This window comes from Streptomyces sp. NPDC014623, from assembly GCF_043088245.1.
In the GTDB taxonomy this organism is placed as follows: domain Bacteria; phylum Actinomycetota; class Actinomycetes; order Streptomycetales; family Streptomycetaceae; genus Streptomyces.
On record NZ_JBIBZU010000008.1, the window covers coordinates 17,223 to 29,371 of the forward strand.

A 12,149-nucleotide genomic window follows, 5' to 3' on the forward strand; every position below is an offset into this window, starting at 1 on the left:
TCGCTCACGGCCGCCGAAGCACGCCACGAAAAGGAGCCGAACATGAGTGGCACTCCCCCGGCTGACCCGTCCACGCCCGTGAAGTGCCTGGTCTGGGACCTCGACAACACGCTCTGGCAGGGCACGTTGCTGGAGGACGGGGACGTCGTCCTGTCCGAAGCGGTCCGCGAGGTGATCCTCGGCCTGGACGCACGGGGCATACTCCAGTCGGTGTGCAGCCGCAACAGCCACGACCACGCCTGGGCCCGGCTCCAGGCACTCGGCGTCGCCGACTACTTCGTCGTGCCGGAGATCGGCTGGGGGCACAAGTCGGACGCCGTACGCCGGATCGCCGAGCAGCTGGACTTCGCTCCCGGGGCCATCGCCTTCATCGACGACCAGCCGGCTGAGCGGGCCGAGGTCGCTCACCACCTTCCGGACGTGCGCTGCTACCCGGCGGAAGAAGCCGTGACGCTGCTCGGGCTGCCGGAGTTCAGCCCGCGGTCGGTGACTGTCGACTCGCGCCGGCGCCGGACGATGTACCAGGCCGGTTTCCGGCGTACGGACGAACAGGCGCGGCACACCGGTTCGCACGAGGACTTCCTGCGCTCACTGGAGATGGTGATGCACATCGGGAGGGCCACGGACGTCGAGTTGTCGCGGGTCGAGGAACTGACCCTGCGCACCAGCCAGATGAACGCGACCGGAGTGCACTACCCGGACGAGGTGCTGCGAGCACTCCTCGTCCGCCCCGGGTACGAGGTCTTGATCACGACGCTCACCGACCGCTTCGGGCCGCACGGTGCCGTGGGTGTGGTGCTGCTGGAGAAGCACGCGCGGGCGTGGCACCTCAAACTGCTCGCCACATCGTGCCGTGTGGTGGCGTTCGGTGTCGGCACCATCATCCTGAACTGGCTGGCCGACCAGGCCGCCCGCGCCGGTGTCCACCTGCTGGCGGACTTCCGCGCCACCGACCGCAACCGGATGATGGAGATCGCCTACCGGTTCGCCGGTTTCGACGACCAGCCCTGTGACTGCCGGGCCCCGGTCTCCGGGGGATCCGGCAAGGACGTCCAACTGCTGCACCTCGTCCCCGGGCGGCGGGGCGTCCCCACGACGGTACGGCTGATCGCGCCGGGCCTCACCGACCCGGCGCCGGCCGGTGAGGCCCTCCCGTATCGAGCACTGCATCACCGGTCCGGGCCTGCCCGATGACGGTCATCTGCGGCGCACCAGCGTGATGCCGTCGGCCATGGGGAGCATGCAGACGTCGACCCGCCGGTCGTCCCGGATCCTGGCATTCACCTCACGGACACCGGCGGTGTCCGCGTCGTCGGCGAGGGGATCGATGACCCGGCCGAAGAAGAGCGTGTTGTCCACCACCAGTAAGCCACCAGGCCGCACGAGCCGCAGCGCCAGCTCGTAGTACTGCGGGTAATTCGCCTTGTCGGCATCGATGAAAATGAGACCGAATTGGCCGGAACAGCCATCGGCGAGCATTTCCTCAAGTGTTTCGGCCGCCGCTCCGATACGGACATCGATCCGGTCGAGAACGCCTGCCCGCCGCCAATAGTCGGCACCTATTTCAGGCCACCGCTCACTTATGTCACAGGTGACCACACGCCCGTGCGGCGGAAGGGCCCGAGCCATGCACAAGGTGCTGTATCCGGTGAAGGTGCCGATCTCCAGGACATCCACGACGCCGGTCGCCGCGATCAGGAAGCCGAGGAGCTGTCCCTCCTCGGGCATGACCTGCATCGCCTCCCCGCCTGGCAGCTCCACGGTCGTCAGGCGCAGATCGCGCAGGATCTCGTCCTCCCTGAGTGAGAATTCCCTGACATATTCCAGAAGCTGCGGACCGGTCGTCATCTGATTCGCCATGAGGAAACCCTAGGTCGTCTCCCAACGGGATTCAACAGCGCATTGCCGCGCCACCGGGCCGAATTCGTTGCGGTGCATCGGAGGTTCCGCTGACCTCTTGGATCACGTGCCATGGCGGAAGAACAAGGGGCGGGGCGTGCCGTCGTGCACCAGTGGCTTTCCGAGAAGTCCACGCTTCTCGGGACGGGCCCGCGGAACTTGACCCGGAGGACCTCGCCGCGCTCGGCGAACTCCTCGACACCGACAGGCCGCACAGCGTTTCGTGCTGCGACGGCCTCGCCCTGCGCACCGAACGCGTCGTCCGGGCCGCCCGGCGAGCAGCCGGCGGAGCCGCTGCGCAAGGCCGGGCCGGTGCTGTCCGAGGCGCTGGGGCATGCCGTACACGGGGAGCGGCTCCCCGCACGGCGAACCACCCGTGTCCGGTGCCGTTCCAATGAACAGCGGCGTTCGTCAGGCAGTTGCAGCGTGCGGCAGCCCACTGCCCCCGTCGCCGGGCCCGGGCGACGGGAGCAGTCGGTCCGCGGGATACGGGCCGGGTGCCGCCCGGCCGTCACCGGCGGGGTCACCAGTCGTGGACCGTCCCGTCGTGCAGCCGGTTGACCGGGAGGTAAGCCGCCTCGTAAGGGTGCGCGGCCGCCAGTTCCTCGTCCAGATCCACGCCGATGCCCGGTGCCTCGCCCGGGTGCAGGTGGCCGCCCTCGAAGGTGTACGCGTGGCGGAAGACCTCATCCGTGAGCGGCGTGTGGCCCGAGTACTCCTGGATTCCGAAGTTGTGCACGGCGAGGTCGAGGTGGACGGCGGCAGCCATGCCGACCGGAGAGATGTCCTCCGGGCCGTGGATCGCGCTCCTGATCTGGTACTGAGCGGCGAAGTCGAAGAGCTTGCGCAGCGGAGTGACACCTCCGAAGTGGGTGACGGCGGAACGTACGTAGTCGATCAACTGCTCGGTGATCAGGGACTGGTAGTCGTACACCGTGTTGAAGACCTCACCGATGGCCAGCGGTGTGGTGGTGTGACGGCGGACCACGCGCAGGGCCTCCTGGTTCTCGGCGGGCGTGCAGTCCTCGAGCCAGAAGAGGCGGTACGGCTCCAGATCCTTACCGAGGCGGGCTGCCTGGAGGGGGGTGAGCCGGTGGTGTGCGTCGTGCAGAAGGGGGAGTTCCGGGCCGAACTCGGCACGCACGGCCTCCAGCACGTTCGGTATGTGACGCAGATAGGCATCGGTGTCCCAGTCCTCCACCAGCGGCCGGGCCTGCTGGTGCAGCACGGCGGAACCGTTGCCGTCCGTGCTCGACACGCCGTAGACCGCCTTGAGACCGGGGATGCCGGACTGCACGCGTACGGCGGGATAGCCCTCGGCGAGGCGGGCCCGGACCGAGTCGAGGAGTTCGGGGATGTCACGGCCGTCGGCATGGCCGTAGGTCCCCACCCGGGTCCGGCTGGCGCCGCCGAGAAGCTGGTAGAGGGGTAGTCCCGCGGCCTTCGCCTTGATGTCCCACAGCGCGACGTCGACGGCGGCGATCGCCGCCATCGTCACCGGCCCGCGCCGCCAGTAGGCACCCCGGTACAGGGACTGCCAGGTGTCCTCGATGCGGTGCGGGTCCAGCCCCAGGAGGAGGGGGGCCACATGATCCTCGAGATAGCTGACCACGGCCAGTTCGCGGCCGTTGAGCGTGGCGTCGCCGAGGCCGGTGAGACCCTCGTCGGTCGTCAGCTTGAGGGTGACGAAGTTACGGCCCGGGCTGGTGACGAGGACCTTCGCGTCGACAATTTTCATAGGAGCACTTTCTTCCGAATGCGGTGGTGAGGGGCGTTCAGCCCTTGGTGGCACCGGAGGTCAGACCGGCCACCAGGTACTTCTGGCCGAGGACGGCGGCCAGGACGACGGGGATGGTGATGAGCGTCGCGGCGGCCATCAGACCGCCCCAGTCGGTGCTCGCGTACGAGATGAAGTTGAAGAGGGTCACCGGCACCGTCTGGGTGCGGTCGTCGGCGAAGATCAACGCGAACATGAAGTTGTTCCAGCTGAAGACGAAGGCGAGCAAAGAGGCGGTCGCCGTCCCGGGGGCCGCGAGGGGCAGCGCGATACGCCGGAAGGCACCGAAGGCACTCAGCCCGTCGGTGCGCGCGGCTTCCTCCAGTTCGACCGGCAGACCGGCGAAGAAGCTGATCATGACCCACATGATGAGCGGGACGGAGACGAACATCTGGCTGAGGATCAGCACCATGTAGGAGCCGACGAGTCCCATCTGCGCGAACAGGTAGTACCAGGGTACGAGGAGCGAGATCGCCGGAACGATGCGCGCGACCAGGATCAGTGATCCGGTGCGGTGCATGCCGAACCGGCCGACCGCCCAGGCGGCGGGTACCGCGATGACCGCGGAGAGCACGGTGGAGACCACGCCGACCAGCAGGGAGTTGCCCATCGACCGCAGGATCTGCCCGGCCTCGACGATGCTGCGGAAGTTCTCGAGGGTGGGACTGAACCACAGGCCCACGGACGGATCGGTCACCTGGACGTTGGTCTTGAAGGCGGCGGCGAACATCCACACCAGGGGCAGCGCGAAGACCAGCGTCACGAGGGCGATGGCGGTGCCTCGCAGCCACGACCTGACCGCGCGTCGGCGCAGGTGTGCCGGTACGGGTGTGGGGGTGACGGTGACACTCATGCGGTCTTCCTTCCGCTCCGGCGGCGCAGCAGCACCACGACGCCGACGATGAAGAGCGTGAACAGGACCAGGACGGCGGCGGCCAGGCCGTACTCCTGGTAGTCGAAGGTCAGCCCGTAGGCGTAGACGTTCAGGGTCTCCACCTCGAAGTCCGAGCCGCCGCCCGCGCCCTTGGTGGCGTAGAGGATGTCGAAGGTCTTGAGGGCGTCCACGGCGCGCAGCACCAGGGCGGCGGCGAGCGTCGGGCCGAGCATGGGCAGCACGACGTGCCGGAATCGCTGCCAGCCGTTCGCCCCGTCGACGCGCGCGGCCTCCTCCGGCTCCTCGGGCAGCGTGGTCAGTCCGGCGAGCAGCAGCAGGGTCATCATGGGCGTCCACTGCCAGACGTCGATGAGCATCAGGGTCGGCAGCGACTGGCTGACGGAGCCGAGGAACTCCTGCCGGGGCAGCCCGACGCCGGCGAGCAGATGGTTGGCTATGCCGTTGGTGGGGTCCAGGATCAGCAGCCAGAGGATGCCGATCGCCACCGGAGTGGTGAGCAACGGGATGACCAGAACCGTACGCACCCACCGCATGCCCCGGAACGGCTTGCGCATGAGCATGGCCAGAGCGAGCCCGAGAACCGTCTCCAGGATCACCGCCCCGACGGTGAAGACCACCGTGCGCTGCGCTGCGGGCCAGAAGCGCCGGGTGTCGCCGAGGGCGTCGGTGAAGTTCCGCAGGCCCACGTGTTCCTTGCCGGCGTTCACCGCGCCGAAGGCGTCGGTCAGGCTGAGGCCGACGGTGTAGACCAGCGGGAAGACGATCATGAGGCCGACGAACAGCAGCGCCGGGGCCAGCATCGTCCACTTCAGCCGCCGGTTTGCCTGTTCGAAGGTGCGGGGACGGCGCACGGGGGCCGGACCGGCGCCCGGCGCCGCTGCCGAGCGGGCCGGGGAGACCTCGGTGGTGGGCATCAGGACTCCTTGTGGCGGTTGTCGCGGACGAGGAAATCGGCGAACTCCGCATCGGCGTCACGGGCCACCGGCCGTACGTCGTCGCCGAGGATGCCCGCGACCAGGGGCCGCCCGACGATGTCCCTGGCCCGGCCGACCTGCAGGACCCGGGGCCTGTCGTAGCCCAGGCCCCGCTCCGCGTTGAGCCGCATGGCCTCGGCGAGATCCGGGGGGAACGAGGCCAGCGAGGCGGGGTCTGACCAGACCGACTTACGGGCGCCCGGGATGCCGTCCTTCTGGAGGGCCGCGGTCATCTCGGTGCCGGCGGCCCACTTGACGAACTCCCAGGCGTCGTCGCGCAGCAGACTGAACCTGCTGATGCCGAGGCTCCAGGACGGGATGTTGTGCGGCCGGGCACCGGCCGGTCCGGCCGGGAAGGGGGCGAAGCCCACGGTCTCGCGCACGGTCGACACCTTCGGGTCGAGAAAACTGCTGTAGATCGCGTCGGCGTCGATGTAGAAGGCGGCCCTGCCCTGAGCGAAGACCGGCATGGTCTGTTCCAGGCTCATGTTGGTGGCGCCGGGCGGCCCCGTCCTCGCCAGGAGCTTCCCGTAGTACTCGTACGCGGCGAGGGCCTCGGGTGTGCCGATGCCGGACCTGCCCCGCACGACGAAGTCACCGCCGTGCGAGTACAGGAAACTCGACCACTGGGATACGGCGCCGCTGCGCTGCCCCCGGCCGACGAAACCATAGAGGCCCTTCTTCTTCCCGGTGAGTTCCTCGGCCGCCGCCATCAGCGCCTCCAGGGTGCGTGGCGGCCCACCCAGGTCCTCCACGAGGTCCTTGCGGTAGTACAGTGCGGGGCGCTCGGTCACCACGGGGACGCTCAGCACCTTGCCCGCCGTCACCGAGGCCTCGCGCGGGGCGTCCTGGAAGTCGGACCAGGCGAAGCCCTCGTCCTGGGTGACGCGGTCGCTCAGGTCGGTCAGCCAGGCGTTGTGCGCGAAGAGCAGTTGTTCCTGCAGCGCGCGGACCATCATGACGTCCACGTCGGTGCCCGAGGCGTTGAGCTTCACGTTGTAGCTGCTCGCCAGTTGGTCCGCGGTGAGCAGGGTCATGGAGACCCGTCGTCCGATGCGCTCCTCGAACTCCTTCATGCGGCGGCGGATCGCCTGGGACCACACGTGGTTGATCGCCATGATCCGCAACGGGGTGCCGGCGGAGGGCCGCCCGCCCTTGCTCGTACACGCGCCGAGCGCTCCCGTTCCGGCGGCTCCCGCGACTCCTGCCGCCAGCCTGCCGAAGGAGCGCCGGCTGAGGAGCGGGCTGCTCGTGGACATCGTCGTCCTCGTCTCTCTGCGCTGTCGTGCGTCCTGCTCACCTGAGGCGTGCCGCCTCCGCGGGAGCTCCCGGACCAATCTGGCCCAACTGGTAGGACCAGTTGAACCAGACGGACGTTAGCAGGAGAGAGGCGTGCCGGACAGCCCTTTGCCGGGTGGGATTCGCCGAAGCCTGTATGCCTCCCGCCGGGACTCGGGCCGACGGCGGGAGAGGATGCGGAGGGCGCTATCCGGCCGTCCCGCCGCCGTACCGGCTCCCGGTCCCGTCCAGCAGCGTCTCGATGTGGTTGCGCGCCATGATGTCGACCTGGATGTCGAGATCCTTACCGTAGGTGCGCAGGCCGAGCAGCAAGTGTTCCCGCATCCGCTCACCGGCCAGGTCCACGTCACGCGCCTCGATCGCCTCGAAGATCTCGGGGTGGTGCGGAACTCCGGGCTCGCCGATCGAGGGGTCGGAGTTGGAGCGGAGCATCATCTCGAACATCATTCCGCTGATCGAGGAGAGCATGATCCGCAGGACGGGGTTCTTGCTCGCCTCGGCGACGGCGTCGTGGAAGGCCATGTCCGCCCGGGCCTTGACGACGACGTCGCTCGCCGACTCGAAGGCGTTCCTGGCGGCCCTCAGCGCCTCGATGTCCTCGTCCGTCGCGTGCTCGGCCGCCAGGCGCGCCGTCTCGACCTCGAGGGGCAGCCGGGCTTCGATCAGTTGCCGGACGGTGGGCCGGCCTGCGCGGTACAGAGCGTCGTACCCCCTGGCCTGCCCCGAGGTCTGCTCACGCACGAAGGAGCCGCGGCCCGGCGCGACCTCGATCAGATGCTGGGCCTCCAGCCGCCGTAGAACCTCACGCACGACGTTCCTGCTGGCGCCGAACTGGGTCGCGAGCTCGCGCTCCGAGGGGAGCTTGGTCCCGACCGGAATGTCACCGGAGCGGATGCCGTGCTCGAGTTCCCGCGCGATCCGTTCCGTCAGGAGACCACGCCGTTCGGGAGCCGCGGCCTGGCCGGATCGCGCGGAGAAGGAAGAGGCGGACGACTGCATCCCCGCAGGGTACAGGCTGGTCCTGGGCGATACACGGCCGATCGGGAGACCGCCGGGCCGGTCTCGGATCGCAGCCTGTCCGCGGCCTCTCGGGGGACGGGCCCCCCGCCCGTGTGGCGTCCGCGCTCCAGCTCGCGAGCAGGCGCGGTGTGCAGCGGACGGCGAGCCGGCTCCGGGCGACGGGCGGCTGTTCCGCTCGTCGGGCAGAGCGAACGTCTCGAAGGAGAGCGTCAGCTCACCCGCCCGCAGATGATGCAGCCGTTCGACGCCGCAGGCACCTCCTGGCCTCTCAGCCCATGCGGCCCGGTCGCGCTCGGCCTCCAGGCCGGCCGCACCCGCAGCGGGTACGCACTCGGCATGGCGATGAGCCAGGCGGCCCCGGAGTCCGCCACCGCGCTGCCGTACGCCTTCGGCTTCAGCCGGTTCACCACCGTCACGGACGCCGGTGGGGCGACGGAACCCTTCTGGCCGGTGTACTCGCCGCGCATCCGGGCCTCACCGGTGCGGTTCCCGGCGCGGCGGAGGGGCTGGCCGGGGCACCGAAGACGAGGGTGCGGCACGGGCTGAACGAGCGCTGTTCCCCGACCGCCGGGGACTTCTTCCGTTCGGTCCCCGGGGCTCGGATCTCTGTCCGATGAAGAGCATCCTGCACGACTGGACGGACGACCATGCGGTCATGGTCCTGAGCCACTGCCGCGAGGTGCTGCCACCCGGCGGCCTCGTCCTGATCGTGGAGCCCGTGCTTCCCGAAGCCGTCGGCACCAGCGCGGCTGCCGACGTCATCGACGGCGGGGCCCCCTGGCTGAACGACCTCAACATGTCGGTGAACGCGGGCGGCGGAGAACGTACCCGCGAGGACTTCGAGGAAGTGTGCCACCGTGCGGGCCTGTCCCTCACACCGGTCACTCCGCTCACGGAGGCCGCCCGTGAAGAGCTCACGGTCCGCGAGAGGACCCGCACCGTGAGGGACCGTTCCGGCGACCGGCCACGTCGGCTCCCGTATCGATCGGCGACCTGATGCGACACCCGGCGAGCCGTTCGTGAGCGAACCGTCCGGGCAGCTTCGGGCCGGCGCCCTGCCGTCAGGTGCTTACGGTTGCGTGACACGCCCGTACCGCAGCCCTCCGGCTCGCACCGGCGGGCCTAGCGTGGTGGCCATGCGCGTACTGGTTACCGGCGGAGCCGGATTCATCGGAGCACAGATCGTCCAGGCACTCGCTTCGGCGGGGCACGAACCAGTGGTGTTCGACGCCCTGCTGCCCACCGCCCATCCGGACGCCTCCTACCGGCCTCCTTCGGGGACGCGGGCAGTGATCGCTGACCTGCGCGACGCGGAACAGGTGACCGGAGCGCTGACGGGCGTCGATGCCGTGTGTCACCAGGCGGCCATGGTCGGCCTGGGCAAGGACTTCGCGGACGCGCCGGAGTACGTCGGCTGCAACGACCTCGGCACCGCCGTCCTGCTCGCCGGGATGGCGGCGGCGGGAGTACGCGATCTGGTCGTCGCCGGATCGATGGTCGTCTACGGAGAGGGCCGGTACGACTGCCCACGGCATGGCACGGTCCGGCCCGGGCCGCGTGCGGAGGGTGATCTGGCGGCCGGCCGGTTCGAGCCGTACTGCCCGTGGTGCGGTGCGGAGTTGCTGCCGGGCCTCGTCGCCGAAGACGCTCCCACCGACCCGCGCAACGTGTACGCGGCGACGAAGCTCGCGCAGGAGCACCTCGCGTCGTCCTGGGCCCGCGACACCGGGGGGCGGGCCGTCTCGCTGCGCTACCACAACGTCTACGGCCCGGGGATGCCGCGCGACACCCCGTACGCCGGTGTCGCCTCCTTCTTCCGCTCGTCCCTGGCCAGGGGTGAGGCCCCCCAGGTGTTCGAGGACGGGGCGCAGCGGCGTGATTTCGTGCACGTACGGGACGTGGCCGCGGCCAACGTGGTGGCGCTGGCGGCGCTCGGCGGCAGGAAGCGGGGTTCCTTCGCCGTGTACAACACCGGGAGCGGGGAGCCGCACACCATCGGCGAGATGGCGTCCGCTCTGGCCTCGGCCTGCGGGGGGCCGGATCCGGTCGTCACGGGAGGGTACCGGCTCGGGGACGTGCGGCATGTGACGGCCGACTCGCGGCGGCTCCGTGACGAGCTCGGGTGGAAACCGGCGGTGGGATTCGCCGAGGGGATGGCGGAGTTCGCGGCCGCCGCGCTGCGCGGCGGCCAGGTCTGACCCTGTCCGCGCCGCGGGCTCCCTCACAGCGCGGGCAGGGTCACCTCGAAGCAGCACCCGCCGGCTACGTTCCGGACCTCGGCATGGCCGGAGTGCGCCTCGACGATGCCGCGCACGATGGCGAGGCCCAGCCCTGCCCCGGCCGGGGGCGTACGGGCATGGGTACCGCGCCATCCGGTGTCGAAGACCCGCGGCAGGTCCGATTCGGGGATGCCACCGCACCCGTCGGTGACCGAGAGCACGACGCCGCCGGCCCGGCTGTGTGCGGCCACTGCGACGGTCCCGTCGGTGGGTGTGCGGCGGATCGCGTTGATCAGCAGGTTTCCCAGGACCCGGCTCATCTCCTTGCTGTCGACCTCGACGGGCACCGCGTCGACGCGGTGCCCGATCAGCCGCACCCCGTGCTCGCGGGCGAGCGGGTCCGCTCCCGCGAGGGCGTCGGCGACCAGGTCGTGGACGGAGACACGGGAGGGGCTCAGGGCGAGCGATCCGGCATGGATACGGGAGAGCTCGAACAGGTCGCCCACCATGTCGTTCATGCGCTCCACCTCGGTGCGGATCTGGCGCAGGTATCGGCCGGAGTCGGCGGCCATGCCGTCCTCCAGTGCCTCCGACATCGCGCGCAGTCCGGCCAGTGGTGTCCTCAGGTCGTGCGAGATCCACGCGACCAGTTCGCGGCGGGAGGCTTCCAGGGCGCGTTCGCGCTCCCGCGACGCGTCGAGCTTGGCGCTGGTGGCGGCGAGCTCACGGCTGAGCCCGGCGAACTCGGCGGTGGTCCGCTGCTGGGGGACGGCGAATGTACCTCCCTCACCGAGCGTACGGGCGGCCAGTGCCAGATCCCGGCTCCTGGCCGCCACCCAGCGGCCCAGCAGGATCGCGGTGGCCAGGGACACCACGGCGGCCATGGCGACGACGGTCGTGACCACCTCGAGGTCGTGCGGTGACAGGAACATCGCCCAGGCGACGGCAAGGGTGCCCGCGAGCATGGCGACGACCGCGACCGCGGCCACCACGGCCAGGGAGACGACGAGGGAACGGTGGCGCAGGAGCCGCAGCGCGAGTGCGCCCAGCAGACCCGCTGCGCCGGCGCCCAGGGACGCGAACAGTGCGATGAGCAGTGTGTCGGTCATGAAGGCTCCCCGTCGTCCGGCAGGTCACACCGGTAGCCGACCCCCCAGACGGTCCGGATCAGCCGGGGGTCCGCCGGGTCCGCCTCGATCTTGCCGCGCAGCCGCCGGACGTGGACGGTCACCGTCGACAGGTCGCCGAAGTCCCATCCCCAGACCTCGCGCATGAGTTCCTCCCTGGCGAAGGCCCGGCCGGGGTGACGCAGGAAGAAGGAGAGGAGGTCGAACTCGCGGAGGGTGAGGGCGAGCACGCGCCCGTCGAGCGTGACGCTGCGGGCGCCGGGGACGAGGGAGAGTCCGGCTCCGGTGAGTGTCCTCATGGCCGCGCCTCCCTGTTCCGGCGCGCCGGGCCTGGAGCGCCGCATGACCGAGGCGACACGCAGGACGAGCTCGCGCGGACTGAAGGGCTTGGTGACGTAGTCGTCCGCACCGGTCTCCAGACCGAGTACACGGTCCTCCTCGTCCCCCCGCGCAGTGAGCATGATGACCGGCACCGGTCCGTACGTGCGCATCCGGCGGTACACCTCGAATCCGTTCATGCCCGGCAGCATCAGGTCGAGGACGACCAAGTCGGGCCGGTTCACGGCGAACCGCTCCAGTGCCCCGGGACCGTCACCGGCCCGCTCGACGTCGTAGCCGGCCCTGTCCAGGTATCCGGCGAGGACCTCGGCGACCGTCGGATCGTCATCGACGACCAGTACCCGCCCGCGCGACCCGGATCCGTGGGCCGGGTCCGGCGCCGGTTCCCGGGCGGGGTCGCCGGGCCTGACCGGATTCCCGGGACACGCCCCGACGCCGTGAGCGGTGTGGGGAGCCTGGCCGGGAGTGAGGTCGAACGGGCTGTTCTGCATACCGCAACCTTGGCATCCCCGCGCCGCGCGTCGGGCGGCTGTGTGCCGCCACACGGTCGATGTCCACGTTTCGTAAGAACCTGAAGCCCGAAATGCCGGTTTTTGCTCC

Annotated in this window: 10 protein-coding genes and 2 pseudogenes; 3 read left to right on the forward strand and 9 right to left on the reverse strand. The window is 70.1% G+C overall.

Annotation, left to right across the window (positions count from 1 at the left end; genetic code table 11):
* The first annotated feature begins 42 nt into the window (after nucleotides 1-42).
* Nucleotides 43-1,194: an HAD-IIIC family phosphatase gene (locus ACF1FZ_RS14905; protein ID WP_391773794.1), complete on the forward strand. Its 1,152-nt coding sequence runs from the start codon at nucleotides 43-45 to the stop codon at nucleotides 1,192-1,194.
* Between the two features lie 3 nt (nucleotides 1,195-1,197).
* Here ACF1FZ_RS14905 and ACF1FZ_RS14910 read toward each other — a convergent pair whose 3' ends face one another.
* The 7 genes and pseudogenes from ACF1FZ_RS14910 to ACF1FZ_RS14940 form a co-directional block, all read right to left on the reverse strand.
* On the reverse strand, nucleotides 1,198-1,860 hold the full coding sequence (locus ACF1FZ_RS14910) for an O-methyltransferase (RefSeq protein ID WP_391773795.1): 663 nt from the start codon (nucleotides 1,858-1,860) through the stop codon (nucleotides 1,198-1,200).
* Between the two features lie 562 nt (nucleotides 1,861-2,422).
* Nucleotides 2,423-3,637: a D-mannonate dehydratase ManD gene (gene manD / locus ACF1FZ_RS14915; protein ID WP_391773796.1), complete on the reverse strand. Its 1,215-nt coding sequence runs from the start codon at nucleotides 3,635-3,637 to the stop codon at nucleotides 2,423-2,425.
* 37 nt (nucleotides 3,638-3,674) lie between these two features.
* A complete protein-coding gene (locus ACF1FZ_RS14920) occupies nucleotides 3,675-4,529 on the reverse strand; it encodes a carbohydrate ABC transporter permease (protein ID WP_391773797.1) in 855 nt (284 codons plus the stop codon).
* Nucleotides 4,526-5,485 carry a carbohydrate ABC transporter permease gene (locus tag ACF1FZ_RS14925; RefSeq protein WP_391773798.1) on the reverse strand — a complete coding sequence of 320 codons (960 nt, stop codon included), beginning with the start codon at nucleotides 5,483-5,485 and terminating at the stop codon, nucleotides 4,526-4,528. Before ACF1FZ_RS14925 ends, ACF1FZ_RS14920 begins: the two co-directional genes overlap by 4 nt.
* Nucleotides 5,485-6,804, reverse strand: a complete 1,320-nt coding sequence (locus ACF1FZ_RS14930) for an ABC transporter substrate-binding protein (protein ID WP_391773799.1) — start codon at nucleotides 6,802-6,804, stop codon at nucleotides 5,485-5,487. The genes ACF1FZ_RS14925 and ACF1FZ_RS14930 overlap by 1 nt, the downstream gene beginning before the upstream one ends.
* A 226-nt stretch (nucleotides 6,805-7,030) precedes the next feature.
* A complete protein-coding gene (locus ACF1FZ_RS14935; protein WP_391774021.1) occupies nucleotides 7,031-7,843 on the reverse strand; it encodes a FadR/GntR family transcriptional regulator in 813 nt (270 codons plus the stop codon).
* Nucleotides 7,844-8,122: 279 nt separating this feature from the next.
* Nucleotides 8,123-8,212, reverse strand: a pseudogene (locus tag ACF1FZ_RS14940) (aminoglycoside O-phosphotransferase APH(3'')-Ia); the annotation flags it as partial.
* Between ACF1FZ_RS14940 and ACF1FZ_RS14945 the strand changes: the two are divergent.
* Nucleotides 8,204-8,861: pseudogene (locus ACF1FZ_RS14945) on the forward strand (methyltransferase); the annotation flags it as partial. The pseudogenes ACF1FZ_RS14940 and ACF1FZ_RS14945 sit on opposite strands and share 9 nt — an antisense overlap.
* A gap of 139 nt (nucleotides 8,862-9,000) precedes the next feature.
* A complete protein-coding gene (locus ACF1FZ_RS14950; RefSeq protein ID WP_391773800.1) occupies nucleotides 9,001-10,062 on the forward strand; it encodes an NAD-dependent epimerase/dehydratase family protein in 1,062 nt (353 codons plus the stop codon).
* Nucleotides 10,063-10,085: 23 nt separating this feature from the next.
* Here the strand turns inward: ACF1FZ_RS14950 and ACF1FZ_RS14955 are convergent, their stop codons facing one another.
* A complete protein-coding gene (locus tag ACF1FZ_RS14955) occupies nucleotides 10,086-11,192 on the reverse strand; it encodes a sensor histidine kinase (protein WP_391773801.1) in 1,107 nt (368 codons plus the stop codon).
* A complete protein-coding gene (locus ACF1FZ_RS14960) occupies nucleotides 11,189-12,040 on the reverse strand; it encodes a response regulator transcription factor (RefSeq protein WP_391773802.1) in 852 nt (283 codons plus the stop codon). The genes ACF1FZ_RS14955 and ACF1FZ_RS14960 overlap by 4 nt, the downstream gene beginning before the upstream one ends.
* Nucleotides 12,041-12,149 lie beyond the last annotated feature (109 nt).